Source organism: Vibrio sp. 1401, assembly GCF_033340295.1.
In genome coordinates, this window is the sequence record NZ_JAWOWF010000028.1 from 35,689 (window position 1) to 57,373 (window position 21,685).

Sequence of the window (21,685 nt, forward strand, 5' to 3'; positions counted from 1 at the left end):
TTAAAAGAAGCTCTGGTCAATAAATACAATGTCACCAGGTTCAACGTTGCGGTGCATACTGACCCCTTCCATCGTTTGACCTGTTTTATGCTTGGTGAGGTTAATGCCTTTGCGTGAGGCTCTGTCGGTCAAGCCACCTGCTAGAGCGATGGCCTTCTCTATGGTTAACCCTGGACGGTACTCAAATCCACCAGGTTTCCTGACTTCGCCATTAACGTAAAACAGACGAAAGTTATTGATGGTGACCATCACTTTTGGATTGATGAGATAATCGCCTTTTAAGCCCGTTTCTATTTCGTACTTGAGTTGTTTTGGTGTTTTTTTGATTGCTTTGATTCGGCCAAGGTAGGGGTAATCAAAATAGCCATCTGACGTTATTAGAATATTTTTAATCGTAAGATCTTCTTCACCATAGACCTGCACGGAAATGGTATCGCCAGTATCGAGTAAGTAATCTTCCTCGTTTGAGTCAGCGTTGACCAAAGTGCTAAATAGCAACAACGCTACACTCATGAATTTGATGAATGCCTTCATTAATAATCCTTTTTACAGAGAAAACTGTGCGCTTAAAGTCCAAATGTTTTGTTCGAAGCTATAACCCGATCGGCTAGAGTTTTTATCTTGGTATTGCCAATCGGCTTGCAGCTGTATCCAACGTTTGATCTGATAATCGATACCAAAAGATAGAGTGTACCGATCGTCGTTTCTGGAGATTCCCGTGTAATCATCTTGTTGATAAACAGCACCTAAGCGAGTTGCAAGGTAACTATTCCAATCGTGCTTGAGGTTCAGTCGGTAACGAGTTTGTAGGTTGTAATCGCCATCTTGATCGGGGTTAACCGCCGCCTGAGTGGTTTTCACGCTGACTAGAGTTTGTTCTTGAGGCAACCATTCAAAGCCGATATCCCAACTAAAGCCTTTAAATGTCTCTCGTTTAGCGCTGTCAAAATCTTTGATTTGATAACCGAGTCGAGCGATGCCTTTGGTTTTTCCTGTGACTTCCCATTCGGCACCGGTGTAATAGAAACTGGTGTTGTTATCTTTCGATGGCTGCGCAGAATTTCGGTGCTGATACTCGGTTACGATTTGGTTTGTTCCGACTAACCAATAGGTTCTTGGCGTCGCTCTTAAATAGAACTCCAAATGTGCATTGGGAGCTCGAAAATCGTTGTATTTAGTTTTAGCGTTTGGGCGACCAGGCAAGCCGTCACGATAGTTTTGATAGGTTTTATCACTGTAGCCTAAACCGAATTCGAGTCTGCCTTTGGCACCGTTAGAGCCAAAGACATAATTGGTTTTTACATCGTTACGGTTGAACTCTATTGGTGAGTCGATTGCGCTACCATTACCTTCGGTAATATCTTCTCCTCGAACTTCATGCTGGGCGCGAAAACGGTAATCAACCACTAAACGATGACGATGATTAAATTCGAAAAAGTTGGAAAACTGAAAAGTGTGGTCGTCGAAGTCGTTGCGATCGTCAGATGAAAAGCCCGCTTTTAACTTATATAAAATATCTGCGCGATAGCGATTCCGTTCTATACGTGCTAGTAAGCTTGGTTCTATACCCCAAATATTGACCGATTCCACATTGCCGGATTTTTCCGCTTTATTGATGTTGTCATCTCCCTCGTAGAAAGTTTTTACGAGGGGAATCAACTCTATACCAGACTCGGTTTGGTAAGCCATCGGTTCTGCGAGCAAGTCAGTAGAAAACAGACTCAATGCTATTGCCATTGTCAGTTTCTTCATAATCTCAACCTTAGTAAGCGTTAGCACCAGTGAAGCCTTTGAAAACAGTCATAAAGATGATTTTGATGTCCATCCAAACCGACCAATGGTGGATGTAATCCAAATCAAACTCGACTCTCTTTTCCATTTTTTCTAAGGTGTCGGTTTCGCCGCGATAACCATTAATCTGTGCCCAGCCAGTAATGCCTGGTTTTACTTTGTGACGTAGCATGTATCGGTCAACAATCTGGCGATACTCTTCATTGTGCGCCACGGCATGAGGGCGTGGGCCGACAATAGACATGGTCCCTTGCAGTACATTGATAAATTGAGGTAGTTCGTCCAAAGAGGTGCGACGTAGAAATCCGCCAAAAGGCGTAATACGAGGATCGTTCTTTGTCGCCTGTTTCACGTTGGAACCTTGATCCATGGTTGTCATTGAACGGAACTTCCAGACTTCAATCTTGCGTCCATCAAGACCGTACCGATGTTGTTTAAAGATGACAGGGCCTTTAGACGTTGCCTTAATGACAATCGCAATGACGAATAGAATAGGGGCGATTAAGACCAAAATAATGCTCGAAAACAAGATGTCTTCAAACCGTTTTACCCAAGAAGAAATTCCAGCAAAAGGTGTATCAAAGACACTTAGTGTTTGAACTTGGCCGATCTGCGCCCAACGAGAATGTAAAAGGTTATAAGTGAAGAAGTCGGGAATCAGATACGTATTTGCGGTGGTATCTGAGAATTGGTTAAGAAGTGACGCAATGCGCTCTTTTGCGTGCATTGGCATCGCGATATAGACGTAATCTACTTCCCCTTTTTTAGCTCGCTCAAGGGCGTGGTCAACAGCTCCTTTAATAGGATAATCAGAATTTGGCAATCTGTCGGAAGATCGTTCGTCGTAAAAGCCATCAAAAAGCACGCCGTGTTCTGTGTGGTTTTGAATTTCGTTAGCTAGGGTAATGCCGTGAGGAGTTTGGCCGATGATGATCGCAGTGCGAGTGTTGAATCCTTTCTTTCTCAAATAGGCTAATCCGGTACGGAATGTTACTCGCCATGCTAAGAGCAGAGCGGGCGTAATCGCAAACCACAGCACTAAAATTGTGTTATCAAATAAGGTATGGACTTCAGAAAAATACAGCACAATAAAGATAAGTGCAGAAGTCACCGCCCAAGAAACACAGACAATAAACATCTGCTCTTTAAACGAACTGGTTCGCCAAGAGCGATACAGATTGCCGCTTTCTGCCATAAATAGAAAAGAGATGCCTCCAACGAAAGCCAATATGACGTAATCTTTCCCCATCGCAGTATTCATGTCTTTGAACACTAAAAGCAGCATAAAAGAGACGATGACAGCAAGATCTGAGATGCGATATAAAAAAGCGAACTCCATCTCATGAGAGCGGATAAGTCCTTTTTGTTTCATGACTCAGTTTCCCTTCTGACACGCTACCGCCCTTGGGTGTCTTCCCCAATTGCCGTGTCGTGAACGTTATTAGTAGTTAGTGCACAGAGCATTCTGTGGAATGCTGCTGAGTTTTTTGTCACGTGTAATTTCGTTGATAAGTGTAAAAATTTGCGTTGTTGAGGTAAGTGGAAATAAGAATGATATTTAGCCCTTTGGCTAAGTTTGGCGGGTTAGGAAAAAGCTGGTACTTACTTATGAGGGATGAGGAAAAGTATTAAAAATGAAGTATCAGTACAAAGACAATGGTTTATGTGAGGGTAGAAGAAACGGGTGATTTGATTCGTTCACGATTAATGATTTAGTATCGAATTGCTGATATTTATTAAGATAAAAAAATCCCTCTCAAGTGAGAGGGATTTTTGAGTAAGGACGAATGAACTATTCGACTTCTACGCCGTTTTCTTTGTATAGGCGGCGGCATGCGCGACCATCACTGTGGAACAGGTGACAACGATGAGCTGGAATACCGATCTCGATTTTATCGCCAGTGTCGACTGCAAGCGTGTCCGGCTGACGGAAAATAACGTCGGCGTCCGCGCCTTCTAGATTTAGGTATACTTGAGTTTCGTTACCTAGCTTCTCAACAATCATCACTTCACCGTGAATACTTGCATCAGCTTCAGAAGCGGATAATAGGTGCTCAGGGCGAATGCCTAAAGACATTCGGTCGCCGCGGTTAACTGTTGTACCATCCACCGGAATCCAGAAAGATACGCCGTTAGATAGTTGAACTTTGACGCGCTCTGCTTCTACTTCATCAATGAATACGCTCATGAAGTTCATTTTCGGAGAACCGATAAAGCCAGCTACAAAGCGGTTTTGTGGGTAATGGTAAAGCTCAAGCGGCTTACCAACTTGCGATACATAACCGCCGTCTAGTACAACGATTTTATCTGCCATTGTCATCGCTTCTACCTGATCGTGCGTGACGTAGATCATGGTACAACCAAGTTGGCGCTGAAGTTTCGTGATTTGTGCACGCATGTTTACACGCAGTGCCGCATCCAAGTTTGATAGTGGCTCGTCTAGAAGGAATACATTTGGCTGCGATACCAATGTTCGGCCAATCGCCACACGTTGACGCTGTCCACCAGAAAGTGCTTTTGGTTGGCGCTCAAGCAAGTGGCCTAGTTGTAGGATTTCTGCTGCTTGTTCAACACGCTTGTCGATTTCTGCTTTGTCTGCTTTTGCTAGTTTCAAGCCAAATGACATGTTGTCATATAAGTTAAGGTGCGGGTAAAGAGCGTAAGACTGGAATACCATACCAACACCACGTTTGGATGGTTCGACGTCATTCATGCGCTGGTCACCAATATACAAATCACCTGAAGTAATGTCTTCAAGACCGGCAATACAACGTAAAAGGGTAGATTTACCACAACCTGATGGACCTACGAAAACAACAAATTCACCTTCGTTGATTGTTAGGTCTACGTTCTTAGAAATCAGTACGTCGCCATACGCTTTACAAACATTTTTTAACGTGACACTCGCCATGTAGCTCGTCCTCGATCAATTTTTTATTATTCACCGCTCATCATTATATGAATTATCTAGCGAGCAGTAACAGTAGGAATCGGTAAGTTCTTGCGGTTGGTAAGAAAAGTAGGGTAGCACTTCAATAAAATGTCCTAAATAGAAGTGCTACCCATCATAGCCAAGTACGAGTTTCTCTCCCCCACATTATTCGTATTGTCTCCCCCGTGAAATAATTACCACAAACAACACTAATAATGACATTCCACTCGTCTGGCAATGCAAAACCAGCAAATCTTTTTCCTAATACGTAGGCACTGCTGGGAAAGGGTTCTTACCATCCACTCTTGGATGACTGCAGTTTCTAAGATTGTGCGTAGTGCGACATCCTCCTAATAGAAATAATTGTAGGGGGAGTAGAAAGGGAGGAGTAAAAAAGGAGGAGGAAGAAAGCAGTTGGTCGGAAATCACATTATTGCACCACCTAAAGTTGAAACCGATCACAGGAACTATCCATTTTGTGATTTGAGTCTCTTACCCTTGGCGATTTAGATCACGAAAATACGTCATAATTGTAAGGGCGTAGGGATTAGGAGGATGAGACATATTGGATTATTTCAGATGATATATGTCGAAATACGGCTGAACCTCAATGGACTAGCCCTACATCAAAAATATAAAAAGGATACGAACATGAAAAAGTTAAGCGCTGTAGCACTAGGTACTCTTGTTGCTTTGGGTTCTTTTGGTGCTAATGCTGCCATCGAAGAAGGACAACTTACTATCTGGATCAACGGTGATAAAGGCTACAACGGCCTTGCTGAAGTTGGTAAGAAATTTGAAGAAGACACCGGCATTAAAGTGACTGTGGCTCACCCAGATGGCCTTCAAGACAAATTCCCTCAAACTGCAGCGACTGGCGACGGTCCTGATATCGTATTCTGGGCTCACGACCGTTTCGGTGGTTACGCAGAAGCTGGCCTGCTAGCAGAAATTAAACCTTCTAAGAATATTCAAGAAGGTATCGTTGATTTCGCTTGGGATGCAGTACGTTACGACGGCAAATTGATCGGCTATCCAGTTGCGGTTGAGTCTCTATCTCTAATCTACAACAAAGACCTAGTTCCAAACCCACCAAAGTCTTGGGAAGAGGTTGCAGCATTAGATGCAAAACTTAAAAAAGACGGCAAGTCTGCAATCATGTGGAACCTAAAAGAACCGTACTTCACTTGGCCATTAATGGCGGCTGATGGCGGCTACGCGTTCAAATACACTTCTGAAGGTTACGATGTTAAAGACGCTGGTATCGCGAAAGAAGGTGTTAAAGACGCAATGAGCTTCGTAAAAGGCTTAGTTGATAAAGGCGTAATCTCTGCGGATATGGATTACTCCGTGTCTGAGTCTGCGTTCAACCAAGGCAAAACAGCGATGACGATTAACGGTCCATGGTCTTGGGGCAACATTGAGAAGTCTGGCGTTAACTACGGCGTGACTACGCTACCTAAGTTCCAAGGTCAATCTTCTAAGCCATTCGTTGGTGTTCTAACGGCTGGTATCAGCACTGCGTCTCCAAACAAAGACCTAGCAGTTGAGTTCATTGAGAACTACCTACTAACAAACGATGGCCTACGTATGGTTAACAACGATAAGCCTCTAGGTGCGGTAGCACTTAACTCGTTCCAACGTGAGCTTGATTCAGATACTCGTATCGCAGCAACAATGGACAATGCGATGAACGGCGAAATCATGCCAAATATCCCTCAAATGAACGCATTCTGGGGTGCGGCTAAGAACGCAATCATCAACGTAGTTGACGGTCGTCAAACTGTCGATGCAGCTCTTGCAGATGCAGAAAAACAAATGACTAAATAATTAAGTAAGACCTTTTTAAGGAGGGGGCAACTCCTCCTTACTTTTCTATATTTATTCTATATTCGCTAGCAGGTTCCCTATGCAGTCAGTTCAAGGTACAAATGCTATGACAGCACCAGAAGCCAGCCTTCCGAGCAGCAAAAAAGTGTTCATGAAATGGTCACTTTTAGGCACAGTCGGCATCATCAATGGCTACGCAACAATCCTTATGTATTCTCGCGGTGAGATTGCGTTTGCACTACTTACGCTCATTCTTACCGCTTTAGCGTTGTTCATCTTTGGTAGTAAAAAGACGTACGCACACCGTTACATCTACCCTGGTATAGCAGGGATGATCCTTTTCATTCTTTTCCCTTTGGCGTACACCATAGGTTTGGCGTTTACCAACTATAGCGCGAAGAACCAACTCTCTTTTGATCGCGCTCAGAACGTACTTTTGGACCGAACTTACCAAAGTGGTGATAGCTACCCGTTCACTTTGTATAAAACGGAGCAAGGCCATCAACTTGTGGTTGAAAAAGATGGTGAGCTACTTGCAAGCCCGACTTTTCAGCTTGATAACCTTTCAGCATCGGAGTTTGATCTTTCACCAATTGAAGAAGTAACGGGTGAAAAAGAATCAATCAAGGCGATTGTTAAGAACCGCAGTGCGTTGAGCAGTGTCGATTTACATTTGCCAAGTGGTGATGATATCCGCATGAGTGGGCTGCGCAAATTTGCTGCAGTTGTACCTTTGTACACATTACAAGAAGATGGTGAAACGCTTTACAACAACCGGACTGAAGAAACGCTACGTCCAAATATGGAAGTAGGTTACTACCAGCCTGTCGATGAAAACGGTCAATTTGTTGGTAGCACAGTGTCACCAGGTTTCGTGGTGAACATTGGTACCCACAATTTTGAGCGTGTTTGGAAAGATGATGGTATCAAAGAGCCGTTTATCAGTATCTTTATCTGGACCATTGTTTTCTCTGCGCTAACCGTATTGTTTACGCTTGTTATTGGTCTTGTCCTTGCCAGTGTGGTTCAGTGGGAAGCACTTAAAGGTCGCTCAGTTTACCGTTTGTTGCTAATCCTGCCTTATGCAGTTCCGGCGTTTATTTCTATCTTGATCTTTAAAGGTTTGTTTAACCAAAGCTTTGGTGAGATCAACATGTTGTTGGAAGGCTTGTTCGGCATTAGCCCGGCTTGGTTCTCTGATCCGTTCATGGCGAAAACCATGATCTTAATTGTGAACACTTGGCTTGGTTTCCCTTACATGATGATTTTGTGTATGGGCTTACTAAAAGCGATTCCAGACGATTTATATGAAGCATCAGCAATTGATGGTGCGAACTTTGTCACGAACTTTACACGTATCACACTACCAATGATGTTGAAGCCATTAACACCATTGTTGATCGCGAGTTTTGCATTTAACTTCAACAACTTCGTACTTATCCAGTTGTTGACTGGCGGTGGTCCAAATATGATTGGTACATCAGAGCCTGCGGGTTACACCGACCTACTAGTAAGTTACACCTACCGAATCGCATTCGAAGGTGCTGGCGGTCAAGACTTCGGCCTAGCAAGTGCGGTAGCAACGCTTATCTTCCTATTGGTTGGCGCATTGGCACTTATCAACCTACGCGTAACTAAAGTAGCTCAGGACTAAGGAGAAATTACAATGGCAATGGTACAAGGTAAGTCATTAAAGTATCGTGTTTGGGCTACTCATATTGCAATGTGGGCATTCTTGGCACTGATTATTTTCCCTTTGCTGATGATCATCGCGATTTCATTCCGTGAAGGTAACTTTGCAACGGGTAGCCTGATCCCAGACAACCCAACACTTGATCACTGGAAATTGGCATTAGGTTTCTCGGTGACTAATCCAGACGGTACAGTTACACCGCCACCATTCCCAGTAATGACATGGCTGTGGAACTCGGTAAAAGTGGGTGGTATTTCTGCAATCCTAATCGTGGCGCTATCAACCACATCGGCTTACGCGTTTGCTCGTATGAAGTTCAAAGGTAAGAACACCATTCTTAAAGCGATGATGATCTTCCAGATGTTCCCTGCGGTGTTGGCACTGGTTGCTCTGTACGCGTTGTTCGACAAACTGGGTCAGTACATTCCTTTCCTTGGTCTGAACACGCATGGCGGTCTGATCTTCGCTTACTTAGGCGGTATCGCACTGCACGTTTGGACCATTAAAGGCTACTTCGAAAGTATTGACTCGTCTCTAGAAGAAGCAGCGGCTCTTGATGGTGCTACACCATGGCAAGCATTCCGTTTGGTATTGCTGCCACTGTCTGTGCCAATCCTAGCGGTAGTCTTCATATTGTCGTTCATCATGGTAATTGGTGAAGTTCCTGTAGCGTCACTACTGCTTTCTGATGTAGACTCGTACACACTTGCAGTGGGTATGCAGCAATACCTATATCCACAAAACTACTTGTGGGGTGACTTTGCCGCAGCTGCTGTACTTTCAGCAGTGCCAATCACTGCCGTATTCTTACTTGCGCAGCGCTGGTTGGTTGGTGGTCTAACCGCTGGTGGTGTGAAAGGATAATCTCTTGTGGTCTGAGATTGATAAGAATAACTAGAAAAGGGCGACCACATGGTCGCCCTTATACTTAGCACGGATATTACACTTTTGGCTTGGCCGCCGATCAGTAATATCTTGGCTTTTATTGGCGTTACGCATAGCTGGCTGTTAGCTTAGTTCCTTACGATTCAATCACTAACAGTTTTTGTAACCATAACCTGAGTTTAGACTCAGGTTTTTTTATGCCTGTTAAAGGCAATTTTGCAATAAGTAGACAGAGACTAGCGGCTTTGCAATGGATTACACAGGGCTTGAATAATGCCCTGCGTAGCACTTCACATAAATAACTAGAGCTTAGTAAAAAGCTAAATTGAGGTAGGGAAGGAAGAGATTAAAACTCTCGGCTGGAAGGTGCGCATCCAACGTATTGAAGCAGCGTGTACAAACTTTCTTGCTGCAGTGCGACGCGACGAAATAGATTAGCAAAGGTAACGTCACCGCCAAAGCAAGTTTGAATGTAATGATTAATTTCTGTTTCGTTATACCCCTCGACGTACATGGTTCTCACCCACTGGTACTCGACCGCTTTTAAATTGGTCAACGTCTCTTCACTTAAGGTCGTTTCTTTTAGTCTCAAGATCCAAACTCTATCCAACTCTAAAATAATGGATGGATTTAAGCAAAGCTAGGTGAAGGATTTATGACAGAGAAGGGCGAGCGTGAAACAAATGGCAAAACCATGATGTTGCTCCACACTCTGGGTCTAGGTAACGTTGAGGTACTTAATAGCGTTCTTAACGGATGCCAGTTACTTGAGATATTTAACGTGTGCTTCCATTTCTTCCCCAATCTCTTTACGCATGTTCATAAGACGGATAGCGGATTGCTCTAAGGCTTTGTCTTCATCTGACTCTGGAATCCATTTCGGTACATCGGTTGGTTTTCCGTTTTCATCTACAGCAACCATGATAACGATACAGTGAGTGGTGAGTCTGTTTTTCATTTGCTTTGGATCACTAGCTTGCACGTCAATCGCAATGTGCATTGAGCTTCGTCCGGTATAAATGACTTTCGCGCTAACTTCGACTAAGTTGCCGACATGAATCGGCGCAACAAACCGAATGCCGCCAGCATATGCGGTAATGCAATATTTACCACTCCACGCTGCAGAGCAGGCGTACGCTGCCAAGTCGATCCATTTCATTACGGCGCCGCCGTGCACTTTTCCGCCAAAATTTACATCGCTGGGTTCTGCTAAAAAGCGAAGGGTAATGTCTCTTTGACCACTGCTCATCTGTCTTTCCTTGATGGGTTATTGTTTTCCCAATTTAGCAGCAAGATGAATTTTCGGGAATAGCGAATGAAACAAAATATTAACTTTTATTCGAACGCTGGAAGTGACAAGCCACAGCGTAGTTCTGTGGCTTGGGGTGTAGATGTTAATTGGCGGTAGAGGCAATCTCAGAATTGGATAATGGTTTTCTCTGTCTTACTTTTATTTGCGACAAGATAACGCCAGAGATGACTAACAACCCACCAATAATGTGGTAAGCGTAAATTTTCTCACCAATTAGTGTTGAAGCAAGTATGACGGAAACCACAGGCATTAGGTTCATGAACATAGCACTTGAATCAGCACCAATTGAATCAATCGCTTTGACCCACATCAGCGGCGCGAAAATGGAAGCAGCAATACCAGCATAAGCGATTAATGGTAGCGCGTCTTGGCTTGGTAACAGTTGCTCACTAGAGAGCCAAAGTGGTGTGAGCATCAAAACAGAAAAGAAGCCCTGCATGTAAACCAGAGTCAAACTACTGAATGGCATTTTCCAGCGTTTTAGCAGAACACAATAAGCCGCGTATACCATGGCAGCAACGAGCATTAAGCTGTCACCTTGCGTTAAGTCTTGATGTAAAAAGTAAGTGATATCACCGTGACCAAGCATAAATGCCAAGCCGCCGAGCGAAATGACACCACCGACGATACTTAACATTGATATAGATTTACCGAGCAATGGGACACTTAAAAACACACTGATCAAAGGAACTAAAGAGGTGATCAGGGCCATATTAGAGGCCGTTGTTGTTAAACCGGCATAGTATCCAAGTGACTGGTTGAGAACCATACCAAGTAACGCAAGAAACGCCAACTTAGCTAAGTAAGGTCGAATAATGTGTCGTTGTTTGATGATTGCAGGCAGGCAAAATGGCGTTAGGAGTACCATTGCGACAAACCAACGGTAGAAACTCATCGCACTTGGTTCAATGGCGCTCGCAGCCATCTTGTTCACAATTGAGTTACCACCCCAAATCATAACGGTGAAAAACGGAAGTAAATAAATCATGAGAACCCTATAGCACAATTATTGATGGCGCTAGTCTGGCAGGTCTTTATAATAAAAAGTATCTCTTAAAAGACATCGTAAGCGATAGGAAGACAATTTTGAAAAAGAGCGCCAGAAATCTTCACCCCTCCTTATCAATCGATCGTGCGCCATCAGATGTATTTATGAATTTCGAAGCGTTTCTCTCTAATACAGAAACACGAATTCATAGCCACCCTTGGGGGCAAGTGCAACTGATCAGCGGTGGGATTCTGGAGATGGATGCAGAAGACACAAGATTTCTAGCACCTCCACATCTTGCTATTTGGGTTCCCGCCGGAGTTCGTCACACTAGCTACAACCGTAAGCCAATCGAATATTGTTCTTTGAACATTGCCCCTGAATTGACGGCGCATTTTCCAACCAAAACCAGTTTAATCAAAGTCACCCCCATCGTTTCTGCCATCATTGAGGACTTTCGTCAGCGTGACATTAACGTCGCGCAGAGCGATGAAGACAAACGCTTGGTGCGAGTGTTGTTGGATCAACTGGCGAAACAAGAAGTGGAACATCACTTTTTACCGACAACCGACAACAAATATCTTCAGCCAATCTTAAAAGCAGTAGAAGAATCGCCAACCGATGAAATTAGTTTGGCGGAGTGGGCGGCAAAAGTGCATACTACAGAACGCACGTTAGCGAGACATTGCCAGAGTGAGTTGGGCATGAGCTTTACTGAGTGGCGCTTACGTGTGCGATATTTACATTCTATGGAGTTGCTGCGTAAAGGGCAGACCGTAAAAGAAGTCGCTCTGACGTTAGGTTATAACCAAGCTAGCCCTTTTATCGCGATGTTCAAGAAATACTCCGGCATGACACCGGAGCAATACAAGAATCGATTGTTGTAAAAGTGTAGAGTCTATTTTAAAAAAATTGACAATGCGCTGTATGATGACCGACTCGAAAAGCTGATGGTATTGGAAAGACTTACGTCTATCTTGTGTCAGATTGAGTCAGAATTATAACCTTGAGAATTCGCTTTATTATTATTGCTTTACAACATGCCTGTAAGATTCTTTAGATGATACAATGTGCTAAAGTGACAAAAAACTCAATTGACACCGCTTAGATTTAAGTATTGATTGTTATTAGTTTCTTCAGCCGCCAATTTGTCCCTACTTTTCAAGGAAGTAGAGTTGTACTGTGCAACTATAACTCTTCTACCCTCAATCGTGAGTTCCAATGTGGGTGACCATATATTCTGATCGCGATGCGTCACAATAATCACGGTCGAGTTCAATGTTTGAATATGTTGAGCAATACTTTTTTCGGTTGCTTCGTCTAATGCTGCCGTCGCTTCGTCGAAAATGAGGATTGGCGCCTTTTTAATGAGAGCTCGCGCAATTGCGACTCTCTGTCTTTCACCTCCTGACAACCCTGAGCCTCTTTGTCCTACTGTTTGATGTATTCCTTTAGGAGATGAGTCAATAAGTTTGTCCAATTGTGCGTGTCTTGCAAAGCTCTCAACTTCATAATCACTTGCATTGGGATTACCTAACCGAATGTTATCCGCCAATGTGCCAGTAAAAATGACCGGTTCTTGAGCAACATAGGCTATATGCTGGGTGAGCACGTCATAAGGGATATTCTTTAGATCTATCCCTCCGAGCGAAATAAGACCTTGGTCAGGATCATCAAACCTTAGAAACAGGCCCAGTAAAGTGCTTTTGCCACTGCCACTGACTCCATTGATGACGACGGTATCACCTTGTTTGATCTCCGTGCTAGCATCTTCAAAGAGATCTAAATGGCCCACAAGGTTCAGTTCGAACTTATGGTTTTTGGGGGAGGTTGCAAATTGAGGATTAGGCTCAGGCAGAACAGGGACATTCGTTAACTGAGCGTAATTTTTAATTGAGGATTTTACGTCGTTAATCGCAAAGCCTGCCAACGCGAGTTCACCCAAAGGTGCAGCTGCACGGGTAATCAATATCAATAAAGCCAAGACTAATAAGGGTTGAGTAATCGGCTCTAAGACGAGATAGATGGCGATACCTGCAAGGGGTAAAATCGTTGCCAATCCTGATACTAAGGTTGCGATAGAAGCGTTACGATTAATAGTTGAATGAGCTTCTTCTTGTGCGTGCCAACTCTGTTCAATACGCTCGATTGAGCGCTCAGGCCCCGCTGTTGAGCGAAGTAACTCAAGGTGATCTATGAGCTCAAGTGTTGATTTAGTCGCTTGAAGCTCTGCGTCATGTCGGTCGCTATCTGAGCGACTTAGGTATCTTTGCGCCTTGTACTGAACGAGCAGTGCAACTAGTAACAGTACGGCACTGAGTAGTGCAATTTCACCTCCTCCAACGACCCCAATACCGATAATTAAAAATATGGGTAACATTGGAGCGTGTAAAAATGTTTGTAGCTGATGAGCAGGAATGGCTATAAAGCCAGGTATTCCTCGTTCTGCTAGTTGAGTGAGCTGAGTTCTATGCTGATCATTAAACCAAGCTAACTTTGCTTTACTGAGCGAATGACCTACTGATGAATAAAGATCCCCAGCCAGTTTCGCACCAGAGAGAAATCCAGAACGAGTTACAATAACGGTAACTATCACAGTTAGAACAGCAGCTATTATGACGTTCAATGGTGAAGCTTGTTCGACAATAGATATTGCAAGAAATGTGTAAGCCGTTGCCTCAAATAATGCAACTAGTCCCCAACCTATAGCGACTCGATATAGACGGTGCTTTGCACTTTGTGGAATTGTCGAATTGGAATAGAGGGTATTGTGAGCCGTCATACTTCTTCATCCTGTCGTTGAGCCTTTCTGTTGAGCATCAATGTAGTGTCTGCAAGTTTCGCGAGTTCTGAGTCGTGAGTAATTATGATCAATATCTTGTCTTGTGTTTTCGCAAACTTCGCGAGATTTCTGATCACAGTGAAGGCCGTATTTTTATCGAGAGCACTGGTTGGTTCATCCAGTAATAGAACGTTGGCTTGAGTTAGAAATGTGTTAGCTATTGCGACACGTTGTTGCTCGCCTCCTGAAAGCACGCTTGCATCAGAATTGAGGTCAATCTTTAATTGAGCTTGTTGCAAAGCTTGGTTCAGCTCGTCGTCACTTGAACTTGGCGTTGATAGTTTCAAATTCTGCCTAATGGTAGTTTTGAGTACACCGATATCTTGGGGTACATAGCGTATGGCGGAGTATCGGGATATCTCAGAGAGTTTAGACAGTTGATTGCCTCCTAAGGTAACGAAGCCTGAAAGAGGTGTTTCTTGACCTGCTAATAGACGTAGTAACGTACTTTTGCCTGCTCCGCTAGGCCCCATGATGGCTGTAAATGAACCCCGTGGGAAGTAGTGGGAGAAGTTATCAATAATATTAACAGTTCCATTAGCCACTACGATATTTGATGCTTGTAGTGATAGCGGTTTTTCTCCCGCGCTCAAACTGCCACTTTCTATTTGTGGTTGCTGTAAAAAGTCGCTGATGTTCTTTGCAGCATTCTTTCCTGCGTTAACGTAGTCCAATCCATGGCCAAGCTTCAGTGCGGGTGATACGACGGCCAAACCAAAAAAGAATAGCGACGCCATTGCCACGGGACTTAATTCATAGCCAATGGTATAGGCCATTGCGAAAGTCGAAACCGCTTGAAGTAATGCGGTAGCAATTGCTGCTGGAAGGGCAACGCTACCAACCCATTTCACTATGCCGTGAGTAAAGCGTCTTGTGGCATCATTATAGCTGTCGAGTGCTCCTGCTTGCGTGCCGTAAATTCGATTTACTCGGATACCTCTTGTGTAGTCGTTTACTGCGGTAACGATATCACCCATTATTGTCATGCGCTCTTTGCCATGTTTAGCGGCGAACCTAGGTAAAAAGAGTAGGTAGTACAATGATGCAATTAGACCAGGGAGCAGAGTAAGCATCGCTACCGGACCTGTGAGATTCAACATGATAAAAATAGAAGTTGCGGGTACGACAATGAATGTCACGAGTTCTGAAGGCAAATGCGCAACCATGTGGTGAAGCGTGCCGATGTCTTCGGAAACTATGCGACGCAGTTGATTATCACCATATTGAGAGATGGTCTTGCTTGGCAAGCGCGTCAAGTGCTGAGCAACTTGGCGACGTAATCGAGTGGAAAACTGCGACTCGGCATCATGAACTAACCACGAGCCCACTGATGAGGCAAGTGCGCTAGCCGCCCAAAGTCCTATGGCACCGTAAATCCATTGGTTTGCAAATTTATCGATAAGGTTTATCAAGCATAGCAGTGCACCAACTTTTGCCACAGCGGCAAGTGCTTCACAAAACGTTCCCAAAGCAAGCTTCTTAATCGATGGCTTTAAGGCTGGCATTAAGCTAGGCGTAACGTAATGTTGGCTGATTTTACTTATCATATTGTCACCTTATCTAGCCTATCAAGCGAAAATAAGGAGAACGTGGTAGAGCATATTGAGCTCTTATCGTTTTTCATATAAAGCCTATGGAAGTGGACGTTGATGGATTATGTTTTGAATTAACTTTGGCCGTAGGTGTTGCGAGCTCTTTGTCTGCTTGAATGTTGAAGATGAGTACTTCCTTTGATTTGTTGTGAATTTTCATGAACAGCCAAATGGGAGTAAGTCCCCCTTAGAAGGCAGGCTAAAGGGGAGGTGGAGGGATTAGAAATCCGCAGTAGCTGACAGCATCACTGTGCGTGGTGCGCCTAGAGCTAGGTCCGCATAGTGGGTGGTTGTCCAGTAATCTTCATCCAGGACATTGTTTACGCTAAGGCGCCAAACCACGCTTGTTTCAGCAATTTTTGAGTTGTAGCGTGCGCCAAGATCAAGAATAGTCTGTGCAGGTAATGCCTGAGTGTTTTGTGCATCAATGTACTGTTCAGACATATAGTTCGCTTGGCCGATAAGCGTGAGATCACGCATCGCAGGGAGGTTCCATTCTAATGCGAGTTTAGCTTGTAAATCGGGTAGCTTAGTTGCTTGTTTCCCCTCCTCTGTCACATCTGTTGCTTTTGTAATCTCTGCATCTGTATAGGCGATACCACCGATGAGCGTATAGTCCTTTGATAGTGTGCCGTAGAACCCCCATTCAATACCGCGATTGCGCTGTTCACCACCGAAAGAAAAAATGTTGGTATCCGGATCTTGGTACCCATTTGGCTTTTTAATCTCAAATAAACTGAACGTATGAGCAAAGCCGTCCAGGTCAAGCTTCACGCCTGCTTCAGTCTGTTTGGTTTTTTGGGGTTCAAAAGCCTCTCCTGCGTTTGCGGCGCTAGAGCCTGCTGTTTTCCCATTCGTTAAGCCTTCGGTGTAGTTACCATAAAGCGAAACTGAGCTCGAAACTTTGTATAATGCTGCAAGTGCGGGAGTGTAAGTACTTTCCTTAAACTTGGTGGTAGGAAGCGACATTCCGTTCATTATTATTCCAGATTCATAATCAATGCTCTGGTAACGCAAGCCGAGCGTGATTTGATATTTCCCATCAACAAAAGATAACGTATCGGCAATGCCATAGCTGACCTGAGTTGAATCGACAGGTAAACCATAGTAGTTGTCGTAAACTGAATTTTCTGGTCCCCAAACAGGATCATAAATATTCGAGTTCCAAGGGGCTGGATTATTATTACCTGTTGGAGAATCATTTTTATCTTCTCTAAAGTAAGTACTATTCAGTACAAGGTGGTGTTCTACTGGGCCAATGTCAAAGTTGCTACGAACACCTATCTCACCTGAAGTTCGTTTGTTCTCAAGCTTAACTGATCCGAGAGATACCTCTAGGTTACCCTCGTTATCGATGATTTTGATTCGTTGCGGTACATTTGAATGAAAATCTGTACGGCTACCACCCAATGCGCTGTATACAGTTACAGAGTCACTAACGTTTAGCTCCCCGCGAATCATCATCCCTTTATCTTCGCTATCATTGTAGGCCCAACTTGGCGTCAATAATGTGTCAGATGGAGGAGGTGATGGGATTTTGAGACCAGAAGCGATGCTTAACCCACGGTTTGCACCTTCAACTCGCTCTGTACTGTAGTAAAAATCTGCTTCAAGGAAAGCAATGTCATTACGCCAATCAAGGCTTAATGATGCAAGTTGAGTTTTTTTGCTTTGGTTGTTTATCGCGGTGTCTCCATCTTTAAATGCACCGTTGAAACGAATACCAAATTCTTCATTTGTACCAAAGCGACGTCCAATATCGATATGTCCTCCGAATTGAGTGTCCGATAAGTAGCTGCCGGTGAAAGATGTGATTGGTGTTTCTTGTGCTCTTTTTGTCACTAAGTTGATGGTGCCACCAACAGATCCATTCGGTGGCATACCGTTGAGCAAAGAAGCAGGACCTTTAAGTACATCAATACGTTGATACATTTCAGGAGAGGTTCGGTAATAAGGAGCGATACCATACAATCCATTAAACATAACGTCGCTAATGTCTGAGTTGAAACCTCTTACTTTGAAACTTTCTTTGTTTAAGCCGGTTTCACCGCTGGTGAAAACAGAGGGATCAGAAGCTGAGATTACATCTGAGATATCGCGTGCTTGTTGGTCTTGAATGTGTTTTTCTGTGTATCCAATCGTATTGAAAGGCGTTTCCATGAAGTTTTTGTCGCCAAGCATTCCCATATTACTCGCGTGAGAAACTTTGCCAGCGGCATAAACTCTGTTTGCTTCACCATAAACTGTCATTGATTCATCTACGACTTCTTCAGCTTGAGCGATACTAATTGGTACGACAAAAGTACTAAATTGAAGTGAAATAAAGAGGGCGATATGACACGGGCTTGGTTTGTTTTTCTGTGAAGAGTCCATCGCTATCTGATGATAGTCATGAGTCATTATAGATTCCTTTTCTTTGTTTGGGCTAGCTCACATCCGTTCTGACGTCGGTTGAGTGTTGAATTACTTAAGATCCAACTCATTGTTATTAGATTTAGCTTTGGTAACCTTTTAGGATGTCATCAATTATGATTTTCAGAGATGTGATGCTTGCTGAAGTGATGTACCAAGCATCGACATCAACAAAAACGACGTTGTCGTTTTTCCATGCTTTGGTTTGACGGAGTAGCGGGTTTGCTAAGTGTTCCGCATCAATGACAGGCTTTCCTTCCATTACTGCTGTTCGATCAATGATGTAAAGAATGTCTGGATCAGCTTGGCTAATGAACTCGCTAGAAATTGGCTGACCATGCAAACCTGTCTCCACTTTTTCACTCGCTGGTTTTACCCCCAGAACATCGAAAACGAAGCCATAACGAGACTCAACGCCAAATGAGCTGAAAGCACCATTGTTATGCATGACAACCAAAGCTTTTTCAGAACGCTCTTTCGTAACAGCGCGCACTTCTGCGACTTTTGCATCGATTTCGGCAACTTTCTGTTGGGCTAGCTCCTGCTTTTCAAAGATCTCACCAAGCTCTACAAGGTGTTTCTTAATGGTATCGACGTGATGGTCACGACTATTACGGTAGTTGATGTCAAAATGTAAAGTCGGAGCGAGTTGAGAGAGTTCTTCATACTGATTCGCATGTAGCGGAGTCATCAATACGAGATCTGGTTTTAGGGCATAGATCTTTTCCATATTAGGCTGAACTATCGCACCAAGATCCGCTATCTCAGGTGTGTCTTTGTATTTCGCTAGAAAGTGAGGAACAAAGTCTTTCACCATTCCTGAGATTGGAACATTTAGCTGATCTAAAAAGTCCACTTCGTTCATATCTAATGCTGCCACTCGTTGAGGGCGATGAGAAATAGTAGTTGCTCCGAGATTGTGTTCAATCACGATGAGCTTTTCTAATGGCTGAGTATCTTCAATTTTAATTATTTCCGGCTCGCAACCTGATAAGGTTCCTAGAGCGCAGCAAGCAAGCGCGATACTCAAACGTAGGGGGCTCTTAAACATGGGGTATTTCCTTTTTGTCAGTGAGTTGTCTTTAAACAGGCGAGTAACAGTTTTCATATGTGGCTTCTTGTTCTTATCGTGATGGCTAGGAAATATCCCCCACAAAGGACATTCACCAAAATAGAGACGGTGGTTTTAAAGTTAAATAAGTGCTCTACCAGAAGTTGACCAGACAAGAACATGACAATTGCAATAGCACAAGCAACGAGCAATATGTGTCTGTAGTTCGGTGCGCTAGTAATGGAATAAGCAATATTGGCAATAAAAATTCCCATAAAAGCCGTTGGGCCAATCAAGCTCGTCGAAATTGCTACTAAAATGGCGATTACAGCAAAGAACTTTGGTACATATTGCTTATCATTTAGTCCTAATGACATCGCTTGGTCTCGACCTAGACCTATCACATCTAGCTCGCGTGACCATCTGTTAGCAAAGAGTGCCAAAACGCTTAACGCAATACTGGAAAAAAGTAACGTAGAAGGTTTCGCTCGCTCAAACGAGGTATAGCTGAGCCCTTGAAGGATAGAGAATTCTCCAGGGCTTATTCTGAGCTGGATAAATTGAGCAAGAGTTGTCAGCACCATTGTCAAAACAAAGCCAATCAGCAGAACTTGGTGCATGTCATGTTTAAATCTATTGAGTACCCAAGATTGAATCGCTAAGGAATACAACAGAATGAGTATTGCAGAGACAGCGAAATTACCGACAACACCTAATGTAGCAATGCCAGAAGTGCCCCCTAGTAATAAGAGTAGGGTTTGCCAAACCAGATAAACCGACTCATATCCCATAATGGATGGCGTAAGAATACGATTACCAGCTAAAGCTTGGAAAATAACAGCAGAGATGGCCACGCAGCTGCCCCCAATAACTATGGCACCAAGTTTAATCAGCCTCTTAGGGATGACGTAATCAAAATCCCACCCAGAGCTTGTAAAGATAAAGGCGATAGACAGTATGCAAACGAGTATAATGCTCACTCGCATGTTTGAGTAATGTGATCTCATACTCGTGCTCCTTTCAAAAGAAACACAAGAAACATGACTCCCCCGATAGCACTGGCTGTTAATCCAATTGGGACTTCAAAAGGAAAGGCAACAACTCTGCCTATGACATCGCAAAAAATAAGTAACGAAGCGCCGCCTAGTGCAACGATTGGTAGGGTGTTTTTAAGGTGATCGCCATATTTTAGTGCGACTAGGTTAGGTATGACTAAACCGATAAAATGAATGGCACCTACGGTCACCACTGTTATAGCAACTGTCACGGAAACTAGCATTAGACCCAAGGCGGCAGTGAACGCAATATTAATTCCTAAGTTGGACGCAACATCTTCGCCCATTCCCATCACAGTAAACTTATGTGCATATAAGTAAGTCAGTAGGGTGATGGGTAAAATCAAGAAAATTATTTCATAGTGTTCTTGGACCACTTTGGAGAAATCTCCCATTAACCAACCGGACATACTCTGTAAGATGTTGTTTTGATAAGCATAAAACTCCGCTATAGCACTTAGTACACTACCAAACATAAGCCCAATCACAGGTATTAACGCAGAGTTACTGAATTTAATTTTTCGTACGATGGCAATGTAGATAAGGCCAGCGGCGAAGCAAAATAGTACAGCGAAGAGCATACGTTCAAGCTTGTCTGAGGATGGAAGCATGACGATAGATACCAAAATACCGAGCTTTGCCGCATCGATACCGCCTGTGGTGCCCGGCTCAACAAAACGATTTCTAACAATATGTTGAAGAATAACACCACATATTGCGAGACCAGATCCGGTAAGAATTAGTGCGATTAGCCTTGGTAATCTGCTAGCAGTAATCGGTAGCCAAGCTTTGTCATCCATGGTCAGCAATAACGACCAATCTAGTTGGTTTGCGCCGACGAAAATTGAAGTTAAGCACAGTATAAAAAACAGGCTTACTACGTGAATACTCATACAGAATCTGCCCCAAAATAAAGTGAGTTTCTCTTAACTTATGACTTGGGGATGGAATACGAATAATGAATATCTATTCGCATATAGGTTCTAAATTCCAACAAAACATAACCAAGTTATTTTTTATAAACATTAAGGTCACAATCCAGCCCTCAAAGTATCACTAGGCCATACCTAAAAATTCAACGTGCTGATTTGGCTTTAAAACTGGATTAACTAGCAAAAGAAAAGTGCCGCTTTCAATGCAAAGAGAAAGAGGTTCTCGATTTAAAATTAAAATACAAATGATAATTATTTTCATTATATCTTTGTTTTTTCGGTTAAGCAATGAGGTTCATATGTGTTTCTCTAAAAAGATCAATCGCGTATAAAAACAAGGCAATGGCTAATGCATGTGCTTTTGGGTAAG

The 21,685-nt window shown here is 43.4% G+C and carries 17 protein-coding genes; 4 read left to right on the top strand and 13 right to left on the bottom strand.

The genetic code is table 11. From position 1 onward, the window contains the following. The 4 genes from R7Z77_RS14920 to malK form a co-directional block, all read right to left on the bottom strand. Positions 1-534: a polysaccharide biosynthesis/export family protein gene (locus R7Z77_RS14920; RefSeq protein ID WP_005375265.1), complete on the bottom strand. Its 534-nt coding sequence runs from the start codon at positions 532-534 to the stop codon at positions 1-3. A gap of 12 nt (positions 535-546) precedes the next feature. Next, a complete protein-coding gene (locus R7Z77_RS14925; protein WP_136976514.1) occupies positions 547-1,752 on the bottom strand; it encodes an outer membrane beta-barrel protein in 1,206 nt (401 codons plus the stop codon). Positions 1,753-1,762: 10 nt separating this feature from the next. After that, a complete protein-coding gene (locus tag R7Z77_RS14930) occupies positions 1,763-3,163 on the bottom strand; it encodes an undecaprenyl-phosphate glucose phosphotransferase (protein WP_005375269.1) in 1,401 nt (466 codons plus the stop codon). A gap of 420 nt (positions 3,164-3,583) precedes the next feature. Then, on the bottom strand, positions 3,584-4,702 hold the full coding sequence (malK, locus tag R7Z77_RS14935) for a maltose/maltodextrin ABC transporter ATP-binding protein MalK (RefSeq protein ID WP_005375271.1): 1,119 nt from the start codon (positions 4,700-4,702) through the stop codon (positions 3,584-3,586). A 672-nt stretch (positions 4,703-5,374) separates the two neighbouring features. Between malK and malE the strand changes: the two genes are divergently transcribed. The 3 genes from malE (at position 5,375) to malG (ending at position 9,110) form a co-directional block, all read left to right on the top strand. Then, positions 5,375-6,553: a maltose/maltodextrin ABC transporter substrate-binding protein MalE gene (malE, locus tag R7Z77_RS14940; RefSeq protein ID WP_005375272.1), complete on the top strand. Its 1,179-nt coding sequence runs from the start codon at positions 5,375-5,377 to the stop codon at positions 6,551-6,553. Positions 6,554-6,632: 79 nt separating this feature from the next. Beyond that, a complete protein-coding gene (gene malF / locus R7Z77_RS14945; protein ID WP_005375273.1) occupies positions 6,633-8,207 on the top strand; it encodes a maltose ABC transporter permease MalF in 1,575 nt (524 codons plus the stop codon). A 12-nt stretch (positions 8,208-8,219) separates the two neighbouring features. Beyond that, entirely contained in the window at positions 8,220-9,110 is an 891-nt protein-coding gene (gene malG / locus R7Z77_RS14950; RefSeq protein WP_005375275.1) for a maltose ABC transporter permease MalG, read from the top strand. A gap of 367 nt (positions 9,111-9,477) precedes the next feature. On the opposite strand, the gene R7Z77_RS14955 is transcribed toward malG, so the two are convergent. The 3 genes from R7Z77_RS14955 to R7Z77_RS14965 form a co-directional block, all read right to left on the bottom strand. After that, on the bottom strand, positions 9,478-9,723 hold the full coding sequence (locus R7Z77_RS14955; RefSeq protein WP_005375277.1) for a hypothetical protein: 246 nt from the start codon (positions 9,721-9,723) through the stop codon (positions 9,478-9,480). A 171-nt stretch (positions 9,724-9,894) separates the two neighbouring features. Continuing rightward, entirely contained in the window at positions 9,895-10,380 is a 486-nt protein-coding gene (locus tag R7Z77_RS14960) for an acyl-CoA thioesterase (RefSeq protein WP_005375279.1), read from the bottom strand. Between the two features lie 145 nt (positions 10,381-10,525). Further along, complete coding sequence (locus tag R7Z77_RS14965) at positions 10,526-11,431, bottom strand: DMT family transporter (protein WP_017821248.1); 906 nt, start codon at positions 11,429-11,431, stop codon at positions 10,526-10,528. A gap of 98 nt (positions 11,432-11,529) precedes the next feature. On the opposite strand from R7Z77_RS14965, the gene R7Z77_RS14970 reads away from it, so the two are divergent. After that, positions 11,530-12,318: an AraC family transcriptional regulator gene (locus R7Z77_RS14970; protein WP_025768515.1), complete on the top strand. Its 789-nt coding sequence runs from the start codon at positions 11,530-11,532 to the stop codon at positions 12,316-12,318. 203 nt (positions 12,319-12,521) lie between these two features. Here the strand turns inward: R7Z77_RS14970 and R7Z77_RS14975 are convergent, their stop codons facing one another. From R7Z77_RS14975 to R7Z77_RS15000, 6 genes are all read right to left on the bottom strand, one after another. Next, complete coding sequence (locus tag R7Z77_RS14975; RefSeq protein WP_064354891.1) at positions 12,522-14,213, bottom strand: ABC transporter ATP-binding protein; 1,692 nt, start codon at positions 14,211-14,213, stop codon at positions 12,522-12,524. Continuing rightward, positions 14,210-15,820 (bottom strand): ATP-binding cassette domain-containing protein, encoded by a 1,611-nt coding sequence (locus R7Z77_RS14980; RefSeq protein WP_064354890.1) that lies wholly within the window; start codon positions 15,818-15,820, stop codon positions 14,210-14,212. The genes R7Z77_RS14975 and R7Z77_RS14980 overlap by 4 nt, the downstream gene beginning before the upstream one ends. Positions 15,821-16,084: 264 nt before the next feature. Then, a complete protein-coding gene (locus R7Z77_RS14985) occupies positions 16,085-18,265 on the bottom strand; it encodes a TonB-dependent receptor (protein ID WP_005375288.1) in 2,181 nt (726 codons plus the stop codon). A gap of 94 nt (positions 18,266-18,359) precedes the next feature. After that, on the bottom strand, positions 18,360-19,328 hold the full coding sequence (locus tag R7Z77_RS14990) for a siderophore ABC transporter substrate-binding protein (RefSeq protein WP_169628857.1): 969 nt from the start codon (positions 19,326-19,328) through the stop codon (positions 18,360-18,362). Between the two features lie 53 nt (positions 19,329-19,381). Further along, positions 19,382-20,335, bottom strand: a complete 954-nt coding sequence (locus R7Z77_RS14995; RefSeq protein ID WP_085569337.1) for an iron chelate uptake ABC transporter family permease subunit — start codon at positions 20,333-20,335, stop codon at positions 19,382-19,384. Further along, a complete protein-coding gene (locus R7Z77_RS15000) occupies positions 20,332-21,276 on the bottom strand; it encodes an ABC transporter permease (protein ID WP_033906772.1) in 945 nt (314 codons plus the stop codon). Before R7Z77_RS15000 ends, R7Z77_RS14995 begins: the two co-directional genes overlap by 4 nt. Positions 21,277-21,685 lie beyond the last annotated feature (409 nt).

What these genes read in the sequence shown, in the direction of transcription:
- R7Z77_RS14965 (WP_017821248.1), bottom strand. Translation starts at nt 11,431, where the DNA reads ATGATTTATTTACTTCCGTTTTTCACCGTTATGATTTGGGGTGGTAAC.
- R7Z77_RS14920 (WP_005375265.1), bottom strand. Translation starts at nt 534, where the DNA reads ATGAAGGCATTCATCAAATTCATGAGTGTAGCGTTGTTGCTATTTAGC.
- malG (WP_005375275.1), top strand. Translation starts at nt 8,220, where the DNA reads ATGGCAATGGTACAAGGTAAGTCATTAAAGTATCGTGTTTGGGCTACT.
- malK (WP_005375271.1), bottom strand. Translation starts at nt 4,702, where the DNA reads ATGGCGAGTGTCACGTTAAAAAATGTTTGTAAAGCGTATGGCGACGTA.
- malE (WP_005375272.1), top strand. Translation starts at nt 5,375, where the DNA reads ATGAAAAAGTTAAGCGCTGTAGCACTAGGTACTCTTGTTGCTTTGGGT.
- R7Z77_RS14975 (WP_064354891.1), bottom strand. Translation starts at nt 14,213, where the DNA reads ATGACGGCTCACAATACCCTCTATTCCAATTCGACAATTCCACAAAGT.
- R7Z77_RS14930 (WP_005375269.1), bottom strand. Translation starts at nt 3,163, where the DNA reads ATGAAACAAAAAGGACTTATCCGCTCTCATGAGATGGAGTTCGCTTTT.
- R7Z77_RS14960 (WP_005375279.1), bottom strand. Translation starts at nt 10,380, where the DNA reads ATGAGCAGTGGTCAAAGAGACATTACCCTTCGCTTTTTAGCAGAACCC.
- R7Z77_RS14985 (WP_005375288.1), bottom strand. Translation starts at nt 18,265, where the DNA reads ATGACTCATGACTATCATCAGATAGCGATGGACTCTTCACAGAAAAAC.
- R7Z77_RS14980 (WP_064354890.1), bottom strand. Translation starts at nt 15,820, where the DNA reads ATGATAAGTAAAATCAGCCAACATTACGTTACGCCTAGCTTAATGCCA.
- malF (WP_005375273.1), top strand. Translation starts at nt 6,633, where the DNA reads ATGCAGTCAGTTCAAGGTACAAATGCTATGACAGCACCAGAAGCCAGC.
- R7Z77_RS14990 (WP_169628857.1), bottom strand. Translation starts at nt 19,328, where the DNA reads ATGTTTAAGAGCCCCCTACGTTTGAGTATCGCGCTTGCTTGCTGCGCT.
- R7Z77_RS15000 (WP_033906772.1), bottom strand. Translation starts at nt 21,276, where the DNA reads ATGAGTATTCACGTAGTAAGCCTGTTTTTTATACTGTGCTTAACTTCA.
- R7Z77_RS14995 (WP_085569337.1), bottom strand. Translation starts at nt 20,335, where the DNA reads ATGAGATCACATTACTCAAACATGCGAGTGAGCATTATACTCGTTTGC.
- R7Z77_RS14925 (WP_136976514.1), bottom strand. Translation starts at nt 1,752, where the DNA reads ATGAAGAAACTGACAATGGCAATAGCATTGAGTCTGTTTTCTACTGAC.